The sequence below is a fragment of the Chryseobacterium sp. AC417 genome (assembly GCF_979258215.1).
The window spans coordinates 1,812,567-1,830,520 of sequence record NZ_OZ409845.1; the positions used below are offsets into that span (position 1 = coordinate 1,812,567).

Below are 17,954 nucleotides of genomic sequence, written 5' to 3' on the forward strand. Positions count from 1 at the left end.
TTAATTTATCAAATAATTTTTTTGAAAATTCTGAAAATTTTGATTGGAATTAGGAAATATATAGATGAGCAAGTTATCAGAGCTTCAAAAGCAAAAGAGAGTATGTTGCCTTTACAAAATAATACACTAAAATTCACCTAAATAACAAGACTTTAGAATTAATTAATGATAAGAGACAATCTCCACTAATTTCTATTGACAAAGAAGGATATAATAGAATATATGGATTTATTTTGTACAGAAATCAAAAAACAGGTAAACTAGAAGTTTATTAATAATATACTGCTTTAAAATAATATGAAAAAAAAATCATTACGCTCTTCTTTATTATTCATTATAATTATGTTACTTTTTTCAATTCTTTTCTATTGTCAAAAAAATAAAGATATGGAAAGAAAAAATAAAGATTTTATCAGTCAAAATGATAAAAAAGTAGATTTATCACCCGATAAAAATGATAATGTTTTTAAAGGAAATGTAGTATTAAATTCACAAATAGAAATTGATACATTTGGAGAAAATAAATATACTTTTATTGATGGTTCTTTAACAATTAATAGTCCAAACAATGAATATTCAGAAGCGATTCAAAATTTGGATAACTTAAAATCAATAAAAATTATAAATGGAGAAGTTTTAATTACTAAAATAAAATCATTAAAATCAATAAGCGGCTTAAAAAATTTAGAAAAAGTAAATGGAAATTTTGTTATCTCTGGATGTGGTTTATCTCAAATTAAAGATATCAATAATATGGAAATAGTAAATGGAGATATTATTTTCAATTATAATGTAGGAGAATATGGAAAAAATGGACTAAAAGAAATAACAGGTTTTGATAAACTCGTTAATGTAAATAATATATTTATATCTTCTAATAGTAGTCTTAAAAAGCTAGATGCATTTAATAAAATAGAAAATATTTATACAATCCAAATAATGAGTACTGAACTTGACAGTATTACAAATTTCAAAAACTTAAAAAATGTTCATGAAAATTTTTCAGTAGAATATAGCAACTTTTTGACTAAAATCTATTTACAAAATCTTGAAAATATTAATGGCTTTTTTGCACTTAATAGCAACCTTAGAATTAATGGCGACATTTATTTACCTAAGTTAAAAAAGATAAACCATCTATATTTAGTTGATAACAAAAATTTTGAAAACTATTGTGCGTTTTCAAATAATATTAAAAATAAATACATAGATACATTAACTGTTTATAATAACAAAATTAACCCAAATAAGACAGAGATTATGAAAATATGTAAGTAGTTAGCAAATTGAAGAATCTTGTACACTTTCAAATATGGAATTTTTCATATTCCACAAGGAAAGGAACAATTAAAAATAATACGAATATTCTATCAGAGGTAAATTGCCTAGATAAAAACAGACCTTTAATTTATTTCGTTCACTAAAATAACTAATACAAATCATAAAAATGGTTAAAAATGCAATTTTATTATATTGTTGTTCAATTTTATTATTAACTACAATCTCTTGTCATTCCCAAGAATATGAAAATGACATAATTAATTTGGAATCCTTTAGTTTTAAACTAGATCCTGAAAAATTTTATAAAGAATCAATGAAAAGAGAGAATATAAAATTTACAAGTGGAAAACAATATGTTGAAAAAGATACTTTGAGAGAATCAGATTTCGAGTGGAAGGGTGACAAAAATAAAATACTAGGAATACAATATAATGTAAAAAGCTATTCTCCAAAAGATGTAGTTGCAAAGTTTAATAATATTAAATTCAGAACAATGGAATTTATGATAAATAAAGAAGAAGATTTAATGTTAGTGAACGCTGTTACAAAGGTGAATAAGAAGGAAATTAAAAATCTTATATCTTATATGAACAAAAAGTTTGGGACTGAACCTGAAATTGTTGAAGAGGAAATGGGAGGATTTATTGAATATACTGTATGCTCGTGGAAAAACAATGATCAAATCATAAAATTAGCCACAGATTTAAAATTAGATTTTTCAAATCCTCATAATATAGTTTCTGAAAAAGATAAAAAGTTTATTCAGGATGTGGAAAAAGATAATATTGAGGAATCTGTATTGTTCATCTGTGATCCAAAATATGAAGCTGAGCTAAAAGGAAAGCTTTATTCAGGTAATTGGATAAAATTCAAATAATTATAAATATGAAAAACACAAATTTACTAAACTTAAAATACCTGCCTCACATCATCAAAAAAAGAAATGATAATACCGAATTTTTGATCGATATAGATACTGGTGCTTTATTCTCCAAAAATGATTTAGGAATATTGACTTTTAGAGACGAATATGGAAATAAATGGGCATTTAGTGATTGTTTTATACGAATCGATACAGATCTTGCCCACTTTTTAACACTTAACAGTGGAACTTCTTTTGGTATATATAATCTTTCTATTATTGATGATAAAGAAAGAATACTGCAAATGGCAAAGAATTATTTTTTAACGTTTGTAGATAAAGAAAATCCTGCCATTTATATTCAAAATTGGACTGTATTTTTGAATTAAATAATAAAAAATTATCCATTCAAAACCTTTTCCACTCAAAAGTAAAATCAGTATCAGATTCAAAAAGAAAATCAATTGTAAAATTTAAAAAAAAACAATCTCAGGGCAGAGATTGAAATTATTATTTGTTAGTTTTTCGGTTAATTTATTTTTTCAGGCTGTGTTTTTGCGGCTGTAAAATCATTCGTATCGATGGATTGTTAGTGATGAATAATCTGAACCATTCTAATGCGAGCCTGATTCTGTTTCTAAAGCCGGTAAGCGGAATGATGTGTATAAATAACCAGGTAAGCCATGCAAAAAAACCTGTATACGAATATTGAGGTAGATCTACAACTGCGTTGTATTTTGAAATAATCGCCATACTGCCTTTATTATTGTATATAAATGGTGTCAGTGATTGATTATTTTCTAATTTTCTGAGATTAGTTGCAGCTAATTTTGCCTGCTGAATTGCGACCTGAGCAAGTTGGGGATGACCCTTAGGGAAATTTTTATCGGTCAGTTGGAGACAGATATCTCCTAATGCGAAAATGTTTTCGACACCTAAAACCCTATTGTATTCATCGACCATTAATCTTCTTCCTTTTCCAACACTGGTTTCCGGCAGACCTGCCACTTCTCTGCCGATTACTCCCGATGTCCATATTAAAGTCTCGGTCTTTATCTGACTGCCATCGGAAAGCAGTACGCTGCCGTCAACATAATCTTTAACGGACACATTTAAAAGGATATTGACTCCTAGTTTTTTCAGATTTTCGTAAGATGTTTTCTTGGCAGCATCACTCATAGGAGCTAGTAAAGAGGGGAGAGCGTCTATCAGATAAAGATGTGAAAGGCTATGTTCTATATCAGGATATTCTTTTTCTGCAATATATCCACCCATCTCTGCGATCATACCTGCCAGTTCAACCCCGGTAGGACCGCCCCCTGCAATCACTATATTTTGCAGCTTCTCTGCTTTGGTCTTATCCTTATTGCGCGAAGCTTTTTCCAGACTCAGTAACAAATGGTTTCTAAGAAAAAGAGCTTCATGAATAGTTTTCATCGGCAGTGCACAGGCTTTTACATTGTCAAGTCCAAAAAAATTGGTTTCTGTTCCTAACGCTAAAATTACATAATCGTACTTCAGAGTTCCGGTATCAGTTTCAACAATCTTTTCTTCTGTATTGATACTCGTAAATGCGCCCATGTGGTATCGCACATTTTTATATTTTGAAAATAATTTTCTGAAGGGATAGCTGATATGTGATGGTTCTATAAACGCCGTGGCTACCTGATAGATCAATGGAGGAAAAAAATGATAATTATTTTGATCGACCAATGTAATTAGAAAGTCATCCGATTTACCAATGGTCTTAATAAAATTAATACCCGCAAATCCGCCTCCGACCACAACTACGTGCTTTTTCATATCATAATATTTTTTGGTGTGAAATAATTGATCCAAGAATAAGACCAAAAAATTAAGATGTGGTATTTGTTCAAGAAACCATAGGAGAGTAATGGTATTTAGCTAATATGTACTCAACATATGCTCAAAAAATAAAAAAACCAGAGCAATACATTGTTCTGGTTATAATGCTAAAATCTTTATTACTGACCATGAATTTTTATACATTTTCTTCGGTCAGTTTACTAGCAATAAAGAATCTTTTATGGTGTATTATTATTCATAACTATTGTTGAAAAATTATGGCTGTCCGCTTCCGCCTGCGGAACCGTAGATCTGCCCGGTAGCAAAACTGCCATCATTATCTGCAAGCTGTACAAAAATCGATGCAAGCTCAGCCGGTTGTCCAGGTCTTCCGAGTGGGGTGTCGCCACCAAATTCTTCGATCTTTTCCTGTGTCTGACCACCACTGATTTCCAAAGCCGTCCATACGGGTCCGGGTGCTACACCATTCACACGAATTCCTTTTGGTCCCAATTGTTTTGCTAATGATTTTACGTAATTTGTTGTGGCTGCTTTAGTCTGCGCATAGTCATATAAATCCGCTGAGGGATCTTCAGCCTGAACGGATGATAAGCCTATTATAGAAGAACCAGGTTTTAGATGAGGTAGTGCAGCCTTAGTCAGCCAAAATGGGGCATAGATATTGGTTTTCATGGTTCGGTCAAATTCTTCGGTGCTTATATCCAGGATAGATTCATGAGATTTTTGATGTCCTGCATTATTAACAAGTATATCGATACCTCCCAGTTTTTCAACGACTTCCAGAACCAATTGCTGACAAAATGATTCTTCCCGCAAGTCTCCAGGAATGGCGACCGCTTTCCGTCCTGCCTCCTCAATCAGTTTTACAACATCTTGAGCATCTGATTCTTCATCAGGTAAATAATTGATTGCTACGTCTGCACCTTCTCTTGCGTACGCAATTGCAGCAGCTCTTCCTATTCCGGAATCTCCACCCGTAATTAATGCTTTCCGTCCAGTTAATCTACCAGAGCCTTTATAGGATTCTTCGCCATGATCAGGAATCGGGTTCATTTTGCTTACCAATCCCGGAAAAGGCTGAAATTGCCTTTCGAATGGTGGTTTTGGGTGTTTCGTTGTAGGATTCTCAAGTACTGAATCAGTCTTTTGCGTATGAGGGTTAATTTGTTCATTCATTTCATTCTCCATTTTAAAAATATTTAGTTAGTGATTTGGACGATTTAGATCATTTGGTTTTATATTCTTCGATTTTTTGAAATTGGCTGTAAGATACTTTTAGACTGTGAAGCTGCTCTTTAACCAGATCAAAACTTTGTGAAGGGAGCTCACCACTATCCAATGCATTTTGATAGGCTTCTATTGCAGCTTTTTCTCCAAAAACCACATTGGATAATGTTGATTCTTCGATGTTGCCTAATGTGAAAGAATTTTTAATATCAATCCATGTTCTGTGGAATGATCCGGCAACTGATGTCGAATCATTTGGCTCGCCACCGAGCTCAGTGATTTGATCAATAAGCTCGTTTTTCATCATTTTCGATTGGGATATCATGCGATCGTACTCAGATTTGATGTCAGGATATTTTTCCCAAACTTTTCCTTCTACTTTTTCAAATCCTTCGATTCGGTCATTGGTGATCTGAAGCAAGTCGTTCAGGACCGATACTGTTTTTTTATTTTCCATAACATATTTTTTTGGTACTAAAGAAATCACAATAATTATGCCTAGGTAAGAAAATTCAAAACAAAATGAAATATGTTTTTTTGGATGATCTTACCCTTAAAATTTAGAAAAAACTTCACTGTATCTTCTGACTGCTTAATTTTAAATTCAGGTGCAATGCTTTTTAAAACAGCAGAAATCTTGAAAGAGTATGATAAAATCGCTTTTTTTTAGATAATAATGACAATGGAAATTCTGCAAAAGAATAATTAAACAGAAATATAAAAATGTAGAAGATTGCTCTCAGATTTTAAAAAAAAATACAGAGATTTAAATGAATGATACTGTTAAAAAAAATGATGTCTTTTTGAATGTACCCAAGTTCCAATGAATTTTGCTTTGCTGCAAAAAACAAAGGCAGATGTTGATGTTTGATCAGTAGTACACTTTTCCTTTTACAATCTTAACAACTTTGTCGCCTTGCAGCTTTTTTAAAATCCGGATCACAGTTTCAATTCTTAAACCGGTTAAGGATGAAAGTTCTTTTCTGGTATAGGGAACTTTATACGAATAATATTCAGTCAGATTTTGTCTTTCCTTCAGATGATTTAGCACCGTGAGCAATTGATGAGTAGCGTCCTCTGATGTTAAGCTGTTCAGGAAAATATAGCTGTAATAGGTTTGACCTGCGCATTGGCGTAAAAATTTCAACTGTATATCAAAGTCGGACTCCAGAAGTTTAAGAAATTTTGAATGTTCCAATCGCAGGATTGTACTGCCTTGTGTGGCAACTGCAGTGGCAGGATACCGGTGATGCCTGCAAAATAAAAATACTTCCCCTACAGATTCGCCCTGATCATGAATACTCTGATAAATTCCCCGTCTCCTTTTTTGAAGTTCGTAATTTTTACTTGCCCTTCTTGGATTTGAAAATAATACTCGGGAGGAGCATTTTCTTCAAAGAGCAGGTCAGATTGATCCATTCGAATGATATCAGCACCAAAACTAATCAATAAATCTTCTTTTATGACCATAACTTTCAATTAATAATTCCACAAGACAAAATAATAAATCTTGCAGATTATTACAAATATAATATATTATTAAAATCTAAATATATGATCTTGGTCACCTAAATTATTGCTGCGATATTGTTATAAGACGACGGAAAAAAATGAAAATTATGTAAATTTATAATTTTAGATTCTTTCTGCGAGTCAACAATTTAGTGTAAAGAATATGATCTATGTCATAATCAATATATCCTTTAAAGATATATATTTGATGTGTACAAAATATAAAATTTTTTAAATATAGTAACTGCTGTTTAAATACACAGAACAACTTGATTTAATTTCTTGAAGTATCTGAAAATGTTGAATTTTGAATTACAGTCAACTTACTCATATGAATAAATATTAATAAAAAAAGATTGTCATGCCGATACAGGAAGATATTTTACACTCAGCCGGAGCAATTAAAGCGCATTATAACGCAGGAGATTTTATTTTTCATGAAGGTGATATTCCCCAGAATTACTATCAGATCCTAACTGGTCATGTAAAATTGAACAGATACAATGAAGGAAAAGAATTTATACAGGAAATAATGTCAGAGAATTCCTGCATTGGAGAGTCAATGCTTATATTGGGAAAACCATATCCTATGAATGCAGTTGCTGTTTCAGATTGTACTGTACTTCAACTTAGCAGTGAAGATTTCTTCCGTTTATTACACGCTCAGCCTAATGTTTTTCTGGATATTTACTCCACTCTTGCAGATACCTCATATGAGAATTTAACGATGATGGATTCTATTACAGATAAAGGCAGTGAATAACTATTCATAACTATTATTATATCTCATATGTAGGTCTTTTTTCGCTTCAGACTATTGTCAAAATAGCTCAATCGAAAGATCCGTATTGATTACTGCTCCTGCCAAACTTCCGGTGTAGACGGCTCTGGAAATCGAGCGCATCATCGATGAATTATCACCACATGCATATATTCCTTTTATATTGGTGCGCTGCTTATCATCAACTTCTATTAATCCATGATGAGTAAAGCGACAACCCAGAATTTGTGGTATTTCACAACTTTGCCTGAAGGGAAGGGAAGTATATACAATCTCAACGTCTATGTAAAGGTCATCTGATAAAGCAATGCCATAAATTTGCTCATTATGATGAAGAATTTCCTGTGGTTCTGATTGTATGATTTTAATATTATTGCGCTTCAATTGATGGAGTTGATCCTCATCAAATTCTGAATCTTGATTACTGATAATAACAATATCTGAAGTGAGATTCTTTAAAATTCTTGCCATTTCGAATGCCGCTTCTCCATTGCCGAGTATAGCAGTTTTTTGATTCCGGTATTCATATCCGTGGCAATAGGGACAATGAACAACCGAACTGCCCCAACATTCTTTGAAACCCTTAATATCAGGAAGGATATCTGTTATTCCAGAGGCGAAAAGTATTTTTCTTGCCTTGTAGTGATTCTCTTTCAATGTAATGATTTCGAAATCATCTGAAATTTTTTCCCCGTATATCGCAGTGTCTTTAATAATTTTTACTGTAGGATATTGAAGGACTTGTTTTTTGGCAATTTCGGCAATCGACTTCGTTTGCTGGCCATCTTGGGTAAGGAAATTATGGGAAAGTGCAGTATAACGGTTACATGAAAGATGATTATCCAGTACCAAAACTTTTCTACCGAAGCGTCCGAGTGATAATGCTGCAGAAAGTCCTGAGTGGCTTCCCCCTATTACAATAACGTCAAAAAAATCATTATGTTCCATATTTATATGTATGGGTGATTATGATGAATAAAGATTAATTAAATAATATTTTATAGTTCTTACAGAAACCGTAAAGGCTTAAGTTTAGATTAAAATTTAAAATTAAATCAAAAATTACATAATTTTTATGCTTTAAGTCATGGATGATTTTTGCATCACTCATACAGAAAATCATTTTTCTTATGTGGTGATTTAGATCATACTTTTTTCGAATTTAAATTTGTTATTTCATATAAATTTTAGCTGTTGTATCAACCGGCAGCGATATAATAACAAAAATCCAAATTACGATTTACATGAAAAAGAACTTTTTTGAAAGGTTTTCAGACCGTGCTGTACGCTCTATCGAAAGTCCGTTTGCATTTATTATTTCCTCCTTAATGGTGATTATTTGGGTCACTACCGGACTGCTATTTAATTTTTCCGAAACCGGGCAACTGACCACAATTATAACATTTTTAATGGTTTTCCTGATTCAAAAAATACAGAATAAAGATTCAAAAGCAATCCAGATTAAGCTGAACAGATACAGAGATTGTTCTATGGATAAAAATAATCTTATTTCCCTATAAATTACCAAACAGTTTGATATGACAGAATTTCCACACCATAATATTGAAGAGTTGTCTGCGCGAGGATGCAAAAAGATGATGACTGATCTTGAAGTATTAGTTAATGAAATAGGCGAAACCCTTATGACTGATCATGAAACTATTTCAGTTGCCGAAAGTGTCAGCTCAGGTTTATTGCAGCTTTCCTTATCCCAGGCAAAAGACGCATCAGATTTTTTTCAGGGAGGGATCACAACTTATACGTTAAAACAAAAAGTATTTCACCTTCACGTAGATGAAAATGAAGCGCAGGAATCTGACTGTGTATCTGCTCATATCGCAGAAACAATGGCAATAAATGTTGCTAAAATGTTTCAAACTCATTGGTCAGTTGCTATAACGGGCTATGCAAGTCCGGTACCGGAATCTGAGCAGAAGCTGTTTGCTTTCTTTTCTATAACATATGACGAAAAAGTTGTGCGTACAGAAAAGCTTAATCTGCATCCGAGAACCGAACCGCTAAACGCTCAGCTTTATTACAGTGAATTTATATTGAAATGTTTAAAGAATGAGATTGACAAGCATAAAGAAAACAATAACAAATAAATATTACCAATAAAAGATATCATTATGAAAAACCTACAGCTAAAAAATAAATCTGTACTCATCACAGGGGCAGACAGCGGAATAGGTAAAGCGATCGCCTTACTTTTCGCCCGGGAAGGAGCCGATATTTCTTTCATTTTTTACAAAGATGATAAAGATGCAGCAACAGCCGAAGAAGAAATAAAAGAATTGGGAGTTCGTGTGCTCTCTTTTGGTGGCGATATCAACAATAATGATTTTTGTGAAGAAGTAGTCTCCAAGACAGTTTCTGAGTTTGGCAAACTTGATATTGTTGTAAATAATTCAGGAACACAATTTCCGGCAAAGAGTATTTCAGATCTTGAAGAAAAAAATATCAGGAAAACATTTGACACCAATATTATTGGGATGATCTTGCTTACTAAGGCAGCATTTCCATATCTGAAGCAGGGAAGTTCAATTATCAATACAACTTCCGCCGTTGCGTATCTGGGGCACGAAGAACTTCTTGACTACTCTGCCACAAAAGGAGCCATTGTCTCATTCACCCGCTCACTGGCTTTACAGGCGAAGCCCAAAGGAATCCGTGTAAATGCCGTTGCGCCTGGTCCTGTTGCCACGCCGCTTACCGAGAAAACATTTGGTGAAGAAAAAGAAGATGAAACCAAACCACCACTGGAAAGAAATGCCACCACAGAAGAAATTGCTTCCAGCTATTTGTTTTTAGCGACTGATGCTTCTGCACAAATCACCGGGCAGGTTCTGCATCCGAACGGAGGCTTGATTGTTAACGGGTAAAAGAAATTATGAGTGGAGTAATCATACAATTTTTTCATTGGTATCATCCCGGAAATCTGTGGAACGAATTTGCTGAAAAATCAGAGTATCTCAAAGATTTAGGATTTACGGCTGTATGGTTTCCTCCTGCTACAAAATGCTTTTTGGGCTTGGAGGGAAGAGGATATGATATTTATGACCCTTACGATTTAGGAGAATTTGATCAGAAAGGCGGCATACCTACGAGATACGGTACAAAAGAAGAATATTTAAAGGCAATCGAAAAAGCCCATGCTGCAGGAATTGCAGTGTATGCCGATCTTGTATTAAATCACCGAATGGGCGGAGACGAAGATGAACGAATAATGGTACATCAAGTCAATGAAGAAAACCGGACAGAAATTATCAGTGATTCTTTTGAGGTATCTGCAATGACCAGATTTATTTTTCCAGGCAGAAAAGGCAGATATTCTGATTTCATCTGGGATCACCAATGTTTTAGTGGAATCGATGATGTGAAAAAGGACGGAGAAAAATTGAAAGGAATTTTTAAAATAGAGAATGATTATGGTGGGGAATGGGATGATGCAGTAAGTCATCAATTAGGTAATTACGATTATCTGATGGGTGCGGATATAGAATACCGAAATCCCTACGTCGTAGAGGAAATGAAACGCTGGATCAAATGGTATGCAGAAACCACTAAAATTGATGGGATGAGACTGGATGCTTTGAAACATGTCTCGTCAAATTTTCTGAAAGAATGGATCACCTACATCAAAACAGAAATTAATTCGGAGTATTATATATTGGGAGAATTTTGGAAAGATGATGCAGAGAAAATCGAAAATTTCACCAATAAAATGAATAATATGATCTCTTGTTTTGACGTCCCATTGCATTATAATTTTTCCAAAGCATCTGAGGAAGGAAGCAACTATGATCTGCGGCAGATATTCAACGGCAGCTTCTTGAAAAAAAAACCGGACTTTGCAGTTTCTTTTGTTGAAAATCACGACACGCAACCGCTTCAGGCATTGGAATCAGCAGTTAAGGATTGGTTCAAACCGATTGCTTATTCAATTATTCTTCTATCAACAGAGGGTTATCCATGTGTTTTTTATCCTGATCTTTTCGGGGCAGAATATCAAGACATAAAAGATGACAGCGAAATACACATTAAAATACCTAAGGTTGAAATTTTGCCCAAATTGATGGAAGCGAGAAAACTATTTGCTCACGGAAAGCAAACTGACTATTTTGATCATCCGAATTGTATTGCATTTGTAAGAACCGGAAATGAGAAAAAATTCGGATGTGTTGTTATTATTTCAAACAGCGAAGAAGGATACAAGGAAGTTACTTTAGGAAAAGAATCTGCTCAAGCGGTTTTTTATGATTTTTTGCAACACCGAACCGAAGAAATTGTTTTGGATGATTATGGGACAGGAATCTTTAAAGTTAACCCCGGCTCAGTATCGGTTTGGGTCAAAAAAATGAATCAAAATGAATAAGCATATTATAGAAATCCTCGCAGGATTGTCAACATCAATTTCGATGCTACCGCAATTAATCAAAAGTCTATACAGTGTTGTTTCTGTTGGTGAAATTTAAATCATAGCTGAAATTTGATGGCTGAATTACTTCACCGGTGCGAAGATCCGCAGACGATCCGTCAACAAGAATTTGACCTTTTAGATTTTTTACAAATAATGAGGCGCCCCGCCTGTAAGGTTTCATGCTTTTCGGAGTGACCTCCCTCGCATTAATGATCATTGCAGAGCCTGTACCTTTACAGGTCGCTTTATATCCTTTTTCAATCGTGACAATCATTCCGCCCTTTACAGACAATCCCAGATAATCCTGATGTTCAAGTACCGCTTTGATCAGGGTGTGACAATAGGGTTGATCTTCCGTATAGATGACACATCTTTTAACAAAACCAAGTCCTGTTGCGGTTTTTTTCTGGTTGATCATGAGTTCAGAGAATGCCATCCCAGCTGTATGAATTCCGACAAGTCTGAAGTTCTCTTCCTCTGTATATCTTCTTTTGATCAGTTCGAAGATTAGCTTGACACTGAAAAAATTATTGATCTCAGACTGACTTCCTATGAGAATGATAATGTCAGCACTGGAGATTCTTTTTAGACAATCAATTTCAGTATCAAGCAAATGCTCGCTGCACATGATTCCGTAGTTGGTATGTCCTTGTCCGAGAATGGTTTCACAACAACTTGTAATAGATTGTACAGGAACTGCTAAGCAGGGAGCAATTATCTCAATCCGGTCTTCTTTTTTAAGTGATAGACATGAAAATAATTGCTCATAATAGGCACTTTTTGATATAAGTATGTCATTATTTTCTGAGTTGGCGGGTTGTCCCAAGACGATCAATTTTCCTTTTGGATACATGACTTCAGGTGTTATTGTTATTCAGTGCTTCTTTTCCCATCAGAATGTTCACTTTTCTTTTGTAAAGTATCTGATATCTCTGTCAGAGTCTGGATGGTGTCAGATTTTTTGTCATTAACTGATTGCTTTTTATTCGACTGATCAGTATATTGGGTTTCAGATTTTGTACAGGCGGCTGTGACCAACAATGCCGCTGCTAATAATGCTAAATTTTTCATATGTGAGATTTGATTTAACCAAACATACACCGTAATAAAGTAAAATATTATGACAATAATCACAGTGAAGGGATTTTTTAGAAATCTGATAATTTTCAGGCTACCAAACAATAGTTCTACTATTTAGAAAAGAATTTTTCGGTTTTTGATCCGTAATATCTTGTCACGTTCCATTTTTTTGATCGTCCTGATTGTTGTTTCCACGCAAAGGCCGGTTAGTGATGCCAATTGTTGTCGCGTGATAGGAACCTCGTATGTATAAGGTGCTGTATTTTGCTGTTCCTGTTTCATTAAATGAAGCACTTCTTTTAATCTCTCAATGGCGCTGTGGCATGAGATTTTCTCCATCAGCAAAAATTTTTGGTAGATATTCTGTGATACCGATCTGCAAAGTTCCATATAAAGATTGGGGCTTTGTTCCAGATATCGTAGCAGACTTTTTCTGCAGATCTTAATGATGGTACATCTTGTAAGTGCTACAGCGTTCACGGGATACATTTTGTTGGAATGCAGCATGAATTCTACAACTGGATCAGAAGAAGTAAGAATGCTTTGGATAAATTCTTTACCATCCCCTTGATAGTTGTTTAGTTTAACTTCCCCGCTTACGATCTGAAAAAAATATTGAGGGCTTCCGCCTTCCTGAAAAAGATAATCTCCGGGGTTATAGTGTTTTTCTGCCGCTCCGATAGAGCGCAGAAGTTCCTGGTGTAAAATCATATTTAATTTTTTGTGGTTGGTCATAAGGTGAAACCGATATCTTCATCTTAAGGGATTTCCAGTATATCACGATGTTCGTAACTTACTGTTACTGCCTCTTTTTTAAGCAGTCAATTAATATGAATATATTGGAAAATTCATAATGATATGTACAAAGATCTCTTTTACAGATATTTATGAGACAATTGTCTGGATAGAGCAGATTACTGAATCTTAGAAGTGGGTTAAATAATTATTCATCACTAATTGATATAACAAAATTAATACAAATTGTTTTTGTATAATATGGTTTGGATCATACTTTTAATATGTTGAATTTTAATGTAATAAATTGAAATAATCAGCCTGTTTAAGTGCTTTATTCGTTGATAATTGAGATAGATTGTTCTTATGACTATAGTCATAATTACGTGAATTATATCATCATATATTTGTAAAAATGTAGAATAATCAAACCATAAAATGATTAAATGAAAAACTATAAGAAATTTTTTATTCTTGCTGTAATTGCATTAATGACCTCGTCTTGCAGGTGCGACCCTGAAGATGACGAACAGAAAGAAAAAGAAAATAGTATCCAGAAGAACTTTGACCAGGACAGTCTGAAACTGCGATAAACGTATGTAAAGTTTGTATATTAGCTAAGAATACAGCTATTCTGAATTACTCATGTTATATATGAGAATTTATTTTGCTGTCAAATATCAATAAAATATTTTACTGTTTTCCAGCTTCAGAATCTGATCGCTTTCCATTTTTTTTACCGTTCTGATCACTGTTTCAATTCTTAGACCTGTAATAGACGCTAATTGCTTTCGGGTAAGATAAACTTCAAATGAATACGGCTCTTTGTTGTCACTGTAGCTCTTGAAATAATTTAGGACACCCAAAAGCCTTACCTCAGGTTTTAATGACAAGTTGTTTTGCATCATAACAAATTTTTGAAACAATCTTTCGGATAAAAATTTGTTGATATCCAGAGAAACATCCGGGTGTTCTTCCAACATTTTAAAAAAGTATTCTTTTGATATTTTTAGTATATCACATGATGTTAATGTTTCAGCATTAACCGGATATTTTTCATCAATAAAAAGCAACAACTCACAAACACTCTGTCCGGTAACCAAGAACACTCTGGATGATTTCTTTACCTTCTTCATCATAATGATTTAATTTAATTCTTCCGTTGATGATCTGATAGTAATATTTTGGTGTATCACCTTCCTGAAAAATAGTATCAAGGGTACTGATATGAATTGTTTCGGCACCATATGATTGTAAAAGTGCAGTGTTGATAAGCATAATAATTGTGTATAGGATCTATAAATTTAGTAAAAATAAAAGACATTTTTATGATCTAGATCATATTTTTAATATACTTAGTGAAACTAATTGGATGAAACTAATATTAAAATACCAGGGTCATACATAAAAAAACCTTCTCCGAAGAGAAGGATAAAACACAAATGATGAAAAAATGTTACGTATTTCTACGTCTCAATCATTGCAAAACTACTACTATCAACATTAAAAAAAAGATGGTTTTAATCATATGCTTTAATTTTTTTGAACATTTTTAAATAGGTATGAAGGTTAAGACAAAACTCTGAAGATTAAGCAATCCGATTTTATCAGGGCAGGTAACTTCAAATGTAGAAAATAAATATTATGATCACGGTCATAGGACATGATTCGTACATTGTTCTATCTTGTTCTGACTAAATTACATTATATGAAATACTTATTATGCTTCAGCCATTTATCATGGAACTTTGTTTATCAGCGACCGCAACATCTTTTGACCCGGTTTTCAAAAGCTTATCAGGTATTTTATTTTGAAGAGCCAAAAATTGGAGATTCCGACAGGTATACTGTCAATGTTCAGGATGGGGTTTATGTGGTAGAATTGTTGGTGACAAGACATGACGATACCACAAACAGAAGAATCCGGAATATGATCAATCAGCTGATAAAAGAATATCGTATCGGAAATTACATCAGTTGGTATTATACTCCCATGGCACTGCAGTTTACGGATGAACTGAATCCTGAGACGGTTGTTTACGATTCTATGGATGAATTGTCTGCTTTTAAATTTGCACCGCCACAGCTTTTAGAGTTGGAAGAAAAGTTATTCGAAAAAGCAGATGTGGTATTCACCGGTGGAAACTCTCTTTACCAGGCAAAGAAAAACAAACATGGCAACATTCATGCAATGCCAAGCAGTATTGATAAAGCCCATTTCGGAAAGGCCAGAGCTTTACAGCACGAGCCGGAAGACCAGTCACCCATTGGCTACCCAAGATTAGGCTTCTTCGGAGTGGTTGACGAAAGATTTGATATCGAACTCCTCCGTGAAGTTTCTGCAAAGCGCCCCGACTGGCAGTTTGTGATTATTGGTCCTGTGGTGAAAATTAATCCTGATGATTTACCGGTTGCTTCCAATATTCATTATTTAGGTCCGAAAACGTATTCCGAATTGCCTTTGTACATTGCACATTGGGATATCTCCCTTATTTTATTTGCATTAAATGAATCAACAGAATTTATCAGCCCCACCAAAACTCCTGAATATCTGGCAGCAGGCAAACCTGTGATTTCTACAGCCATCAGAGATGTTGTGAATCCCTATGGCATAGCAGGTCTGGTCAACATCATCGGTGATTCCGAATCTTTCATTTCAGCTGCAGAAAAAATATTTGCCGATACAGAAAAAGACCATTGGCTGAGAAATGTTGATCACTTTCTTGAAAACGATTCCTGGGATCACACTTTTAGTAAAATGAATGCCCTGATCAATGAAGTGACCATGACGGAGGAAACAGTTAAATACAAAAAAGCAAATTAATAACTATGTATGATTTTTTAATAGTAGGCTGCGGTTTTGCCGGAGCCGTGTTGGCAGAGCGTTTAGCTTCAGAAGGAAAGAAAATTTTAATTGTTGATAAGCGAGATCACATTGCAGGAAATGCTTTCGATTACTATAACGAAGACGGCATTCTGATTCATAAATACGGACCTCATATTTTTCATACCAATTCTGAAGATGTGTTTAGATATTTAGGAAAATTTACCGATTGGCGACCTTATGAGCACAGGGTTTTAGGAAGTGTAGACGGTTTATTGGTTCCTATTCCTATTAACCTGACGACGATTAATGATTTGTACGGTAAAAATTTAACTTCAGATGAGGTTACAGACTTTTTAGCCTCAAAAGCTGAGAAACGAAATCCCATTCTCACCTCCGAAGATGTTGTATTAAATGGAGTGGGGAAAGAACTTTACGAGAAATTTTTTAAAGGATATACCAAAAAACAGTGGGATCTTGATCCTTCAGAACTGGATGCTTCGGTTACGGCACGTGTTCCCACCAGAACCAATAAGGATGACCGTTATTTTACGGATACTTTTCAGGCAATGCCTAAAAACGGGTACACTGAGATGTTTAAAAAGATGCTGTCTCACAAAAACATCAGCATCATGCTGCAAACCGATTACCGGGATATTGTTGATGTAATTCCTTTTAAAACTTTGATTTATACAGGTCCGATCGATTCATATTTTGATTATTGCTACGGGAAGCTGCCTTACCGTTCTATCGATTTTAAATTTGAAACCCTGAATCAGGAAAATTACCAGCCCACAGGAACGGTGAATTATCCGACCTCCAATTTATATACAAGAATCACGGAGTTTAAATTTTTAACCGGGCAAAAAAACGAGAAAACCACCATCGTTTACGAATATCCTACAGCCGAGGGAGATCCTTATTATCCGATTCCGCGGAAACAGAATCAGGAAATTTACAATCAGTATAAAAAACTTGCAGAAGATCTTCCTGATGTATTTTTCACAGGCCGTTTGGGAACGTATAAATACTACAACATGGATCAGGTGGTGGCCCAGTCACTGGCACTTTTCAAAAAATTAAAAAGCAGGGAAGAATATGTTCAATAATGATTTTCTGCCTTCCAACATCAATCCTTTTAAAAGTTTTCTGATGGGTGGTTTGAGTGACTTTAAAGAATAACTGGATGTGATTAATATGTGTGCTTAAAAGAACTGTTTATCTATAAATCCTTCTTACCATAAGAAGGATTTTATATTGATATGGTCTTCTGATGGTAGTCGTCTCATCTGTTTTTTTGGTTTTGCTGCGGAACATCTATTTAACACAAAACTTATTCTGAAATCTTTGAAAAATTATTCTGCTGATTACGTGATATTTGAGTCTGTACTATTATGCTATGATC

At 34.1% G+C, this 17,954-nt stretch carries 22 protein-coding genes and 1 pseudogene; 11 read left to right on the plus strand and 12 right to left on the minus strand.

Translation table 11 applies throughout. The features are described from left to right. The first annotated feature begins 297 nt into the window (after positions 1–297). From ACZZ9T_RS08725 to ACZZ9T_RS08735, 3 genes are all read left to right on the plus strand, one after another. Complete coding sequence (locus ACZZ9T_RS08725; RefSeq protein WP_463441753.1) at positions 298–1,278, plus strand: hypothetical protein; 981 nt, start codon at positions 298–300, stop codon at positions 1,276–1,278. Positions 1,279–1,447: 169 nt separating this feature from the next. After that, on the plus strand, positions 1,448–2,158 hold the full coding sequence (locus tag ACZZ9T_RS08730; protein ID WP_463441754.1) for a hypothetical protein: 711 nt from the start codon (positions 1,448–1,450) through the stop codon (positions 2,156–2,158). Between the two features lie 8 nt (positions 2,159–2,166). Then, positions 2,167–2,532, plus strand: a complete 366-nt coding sequence (locus ACZZ9T_RS08735) for a hypothetical protein (protein WP_463441755.1) — start codon at positions 2,167–2,169, stop codon at positions 2,530–2,532. A gap of 145 nt (positions 2,533–2,677) precedes the next feature. Here the strand turns inward: ACZZ9T_RS08735 and ACZZ9T_RS08740 are convergent, their stop codons facing one another. From ACZZ9T_RS08740 to ACZZ9T_RS08765, 6 genes and pseudogenes are all read right to left on the minus strand, one after another. Continuing rightward, entirely contained in the window at positions 2,678–3,946 is a 1,269-nt protein-coding gene (locus tag ACZZ9T_RS08740) for an NAD(P)/FAD-dependent oxidoreductase (RefSeq protein ID WP_463441756.1), read from the minus strand. A gap of 279 nt (positions 3,947–4,225) precedes the next feature. Continuing rightward, entirely contained in the window at positions 4,226–5,146 is a 921-nt protein-coding gene (locus tag ACZZ9T_RS08745; RefSeq protein WP_463441757.1) for an SDR family oxidoreductase, read from the minus strand. Positions 5,147–5,195: 49 nt separating this feature from the next. Further along, on the minus strand, positions 5,196–5,654 hold the full coding sequence (locus ACZZ9T_RS08750; RefSeq protein WP_463441758.1) for a ferritin-like domain-containing protein: 459 nt from the start codon (positions 5,652–5,654) through the stop codon (positions 5,196–5,198). A 414-nt stretch (positions 5,655–6,068) separates the two neighbouring features. After that, entirely contained in the window at positions 6,069–6,395 is a 327-nt protein-coding gene (locus ACZZ9T_RS08755) for a helix-turn-helix domain-containing protein (RefSeq protein WP_463441759.1), read from the minus strand. Positions 6,396–6,416: 21 nt separating this feature from the next. Continuing rightward, positions 6,417–6,509: pseudogene (locus tag ACZZ9T_RS08760) on the minus strand (hypothetical protein); the annotation flags it as partial. Beyond that, entirely contained in the window at positions 6,473–6,667 is a 195-nt protein-coding gene (locus tag ACZZ9T_RS08765; protein ID WP_463441760.1) for a hypothetical protein, read from the minus strand. The gene ACZZ9T_RS08765 and the pseudogene ACZZ9T_RS08760, both read right to left, overlap by 37 nt. Positions 6,668–7,070: 403 nt before the next feature. On the opposite strand from ACZZ9T_RS08765, the gene ACZZ9T_RS08770 reads away from it, so the two are divergent. Beyond that, complete coding sequence (locus ACZZ9T_RS08770) at positions 7,071–7,472, plus strand: Crp/Fnr family transcriptional regulator (RefSeq protein WP_463441761.1); 402 nt, start codon at positions 7,071–7,073, stop codon at positions 7,470–7,472. Between the two features lie 57 nt (positions 7,473–7,529). Here ACZZ9T_RS08770 and ACZZ9T_RS08775 read toward each other — a convergent pair whose 3' ends face one another. Then, positions 7,530–8,438: an NAD(P)/FAD-dependent oxidoreductase gene (locus tag ACZZ9T_RS08775; protein WP_463441762.1), complete on the minus strand. Its 909-nt coding sequence runs from the start codon at positions 8,436–8,438 to the stop codon at positions 7,530–7,532. 296 nt (positions 8,439–8,734) lie between these two features. Here ACZZ9T_RS08775 and ACZZ9T_RS08780 point away from each other — a divergent pair, with 296 nt between their 5' ends. The 4 genes from ACZZ9T_RS08780 to ACZZ9T_RS08795 are packed head-to-tail and all read left to right on the plus strand — an operon-like array spanning position 8,735 to position 11,865. Then, positions 8,735–9,010 (plus strand): low affinity iron permease family protein, encoded by a 276-nt coding sequence (locus ACZZ9T_RS08780; protein WP_463441763.1) that lies wholly within the window; start codon positions 8,735–8,737, stop codon positions 9,008–9,010. A gap of 18 nt (positions 9,011–9,028) precedes the next feature. Next, entirely contained in the window at positions 9,029–9,595 is a 567-nt protein-coding gene (locus tag ACZZ9T_RS08785) for a CinA family protein (RefSeq protein WP_463441764.1), read from the plus strand. A gap of 24 nt (positions 9,596–9,619) precedes the next feature. Further along, positions 9,620–10,372 (plus strand): SDR family oxidoreductase, encoded by a 753-nt coding sequence (locus ACZZ9T_RS08790; RefSeq protein WP_463441765.1) that lies wholly within the window; start codon positions 9,620–9,622, stop codon positions 10,370–10,372. Positions 10,373–10,380: 8 nt separating this feature from the next. Next, positions 10,381–11,865 carry an alpha-amylase gene (locus ACZZ9T_RS08795; protein ID WP_463441766.1) on the plus strand — a complete coding sequence of 495 codons (1,485 nt, stop codon included), beginning with the start codon at positions 10,381–10,383 and terminating at the stop codon, positions 11,863–11,865. Positions 11,866–11,932: 67 nt separating this feature from the next. Here the strand turns inward: ACZZ9T_RS08795 and ACZZ9T_RS08800 are convergent, their stop codons facing one another. The 3 genes from ACZZ9T_RS08800 to ACZZ9T_RS08810 form a co-directional block, all read right to left on the minus strand. Next, a complete protein-coding gene (locus ACZZ9T_RS08800) occupies positions 11,933–12,763 on the minus strand; it encodes a hypothetical protein (RefSeq protein WP_463441767.1) in 831 nt (276 codons plus the stop codon). 17 nt (positions 12,764–12,780) lie between these two features. Continuing rightward, positions 12,781–12,981 (minus strand): hypothetical protein, encoded by a 201-nt coding sequence (locus tag ACZZ9T_RS08805; RefSeq protein WP_463441768.1) that lies wholly within the window; start codon positions 12,979–12,981, stop codon positions 12,781–12,783. A 123-nt stretch (positions 12,982–13,104) separates the two neighbouring features. Next, positions 13,105–13,701: a Crp/Fnr family transcriptional regulator gene (locus ACZZ9T_RS08810; RefSeq protein ID WP_463441769.1), complete on the minus strand. Its 597-nt coding sequence runs from the start codon at positions 13,699–13,701 to the stop codon at positions 13,105–13,107. Positions 13,702–14,171: 470 nt separating this feature from the next. Between ACZZ9T_RS08810 and ACZZ9T_RS08815 the strand changes: the two genes are divergently transcribed. Then, positions 14,172–14,318: a hypothetical protein gene (locus tag ACZZ9T_RS08815; RefSeq protein ID WP_463431394.1), complete on the plus strand. Its 147-nt coding sequence runs from the start codon at positions 14,172–14,174 to the stop codon at positions 14,316–14,318. A gap of 87 nt (positions 14,319–14,405) precedes the next feature. Here ACZZ9T_RS08815 and ACZZ9T_RS08820 read toward each other — a convergent pair whose 3' ends face one another. Both ACZZ9T_RS08820 and ACZZ9T_RS08825 read right to left on the minus strand, forming a co-directional pair. Beyond that, the gene (locus ACZZ9T_RS08820; RefSeq protein WP_463441770.1) at positions 14,406–14,864 is read right to left on the minus strand and encodes a Crp/Fnr family transcriptional regulator; all 459 of its coding nucleotides are present in this window, start codon (positions 14,862–14,864) and stop codon (positions 14,406–14,408) included. Further along, the gene (locus tag ACZZ9T_RS08825; protein WP_463441771.1) at positions 14,803–15,003 is read right to left on the minus strand and encodes a cyclic nucleotide-binding domain-containing protein; all 201 of its coding nucleotides are present in this window, start codon (positions 15,001–15,003) and stop codon (positions 14,803–14,805) included. The genes ACZZ9T_RS08820 and ACZZ9T_RS08825 overlap by 62 nt, the downstream gene beginning before the upstream one ends. Positions 15,004–15,433: 430 nt before the next feature. Here ACZZ9T_RS08825 and ACZZ9T_RS08830 point away from each other — a divergent pair, with 430 nt between their 5' ends. Continuing rightward, positions 15,434–16,549 (plus strand): glycosyltransferase, encoded by a 1,116-nt coding sequence (locus tag ACZZ9T_RS08830; RefSeq protein ID WP_463441772.1) that lies wholly within the window; start codon positions 15,434–15,436, stop codon positions 16,547–16,549. A 5-nt stretch (positions 16,550–16,554) separates the two neighbouring features. Continuing rightward, positions 16,555–17,658, plus strand: coding sequence for a UDP-galactopyranose mutase (gene glf / locus ACZZ9T_RS08835; RefSeq protein WP_463441773.1), 1,104 nt, complete (start codon positions 16,555–16,557; stop codon positions 17,656–17,658). Positions 17,659–17,954: the final 296 nt, after the last annotated feature.

Coding starts and splice junctions, on each gene's coding strand:
- ACZZ9T_RS08725 (WP_463441753.1), top strand. CDS start 298: ATGAAAAAAAAATCATTACGCTCTTCTTTATTATTCATTATAATTATG.
- ACZZ9T_RS08730 (WP_463441754.1), top strand. CDS start 1,448: ATGGTTAAAAATGCAATTTTATTATATTGTTGTTCAATTTTATTATTA.
- ACZZ9T_RS08735 (WP_463441755.1), top strand. CDS start 2,167: ATGAAAAACACAAATTTACTAAACTTAAAATACCTGCCTCACATCATC.
- ACZZ9T_RS08740 (WP_463441756.1), bottom strand. CDS start 3,946: ATGAAAAAGCACGTAGTTGTGGTCGGAGGCGGATTTGCGGGTATTAAT.
- ACZZ9T_RS08745 (WP_463441757.1), bottom strand. CDS start 5,146: ATGAATGAACAAATTAACCCTCATACGCAAAAGACTGATTCAGTACTT.
- ACZZ9T_RS08750 (WP_463441758.1), bottom strand. CDS start 5,654: ATGGAAAATAAAAAAACAGTATCGGTCCTGAACGACTTGCTTCAGATC.
- ACZZ9T_RS08765 (WP_463441760.1), bottom strand. CDS start 6,667: ATGGTCATAAAAGAAGATTTATTGATTAGTTTTGGTGCTGATATCATT.
- ACZZ9T_RS08770 (WP_463441761.1), top strand. CDS start 7,071: ATGCCGATACAGGAAGATATTTTACACTCAGCCGGAGCAATTAAAGCG.
- ACZZ9T_RS08775 (WP_463441762.1), bottom strand. CDS start 8,438: ATGGAACATAATGATTTTTTTGACGTTATTGTAATAGGGGGAAGCCAC.
- ACZZ9T_RS08780 (WP_463441763.1), top strand. CDS start 8,735: ATGAAAAAGAACTTTTTTGAAAGGTTTTCAGACCGTGCTGTACGCTCT.
- ACZZ9T_RS08785 (WP_463441764.1), top strand. CDS start 9,029: ATGACAGAATTTCCACACCATAATATTGAAGAGTTGTCTGCGCGAGGA.
- ACZZ9T_RS08790 (WP_463441765.1), top strand. CDS start 9,620: ATGAAAAACCTACAGCTAAAAAATAAATCTGTACTCATCACAGGGGCA.
- ACZZ9T_RS08795 (WP_463441766.1), top strand. CDS start 10,381: ATGAGTGGAGTAATCATACAATTTTTTCATTGGTATCATCCCGGAAAT.
- ACZZ9T_RS08800 (WP_463441767.1), bottom strand. CDS start 12,763: ATGTATCCAAAAGGAAAATTGATCGTCTTGGGACAACCCGCCAACTCA.
- ACZZ9T_RS08805 (WP_463441768.1), bottom strand. CDS start 12,981: ATGAAAAATTTAGCATTATTAGCAGCGGCATTGTTGGTCACAGCCGCC.
- ACZZ9T_RS08810 (WP_463441769.1), bottom strand. CDS start 13,701: ATGATTTTACACCAGGAACTTCTGCGCTCTATCGGAGCGGCAGAAAAA.
- ACZZ9T_RS08815 (WP_463431394.1), top strand. CDS start 14,172: ATGAAAAACTATAAGAAATTTTTTATTCTTGCTGTAATTGCATTAATG.
- ACZZ9T_RS08820 (WP_463441770.1), bottom strand. CDS start 14,864: ATGATGAAGAAGGTAAAGAAATCATCCAGAGTGTTCTTGGTTACCGGA.
- ACZZ9T_RS08825 (WP_463441771.1), bottom strand. CDS start 15,003: ATGCTTATCAACACTGCACTTTTACAATCATATGGTGCCGAAACAATT.
- ACZZ9T_RS08830 (WP_463441772.1), top strand. CDS start 15,434: ATGAAATACTTATTATGCTTCAGCCATTTATCATGGAACTTTGTTTAT.
- glf (WP_463441773.1), top strand. CDS start 16,555: ATGTATGATTTTTTAATAGTAGGCTGCGGTTTTGCCGGAGCCGTGTTG.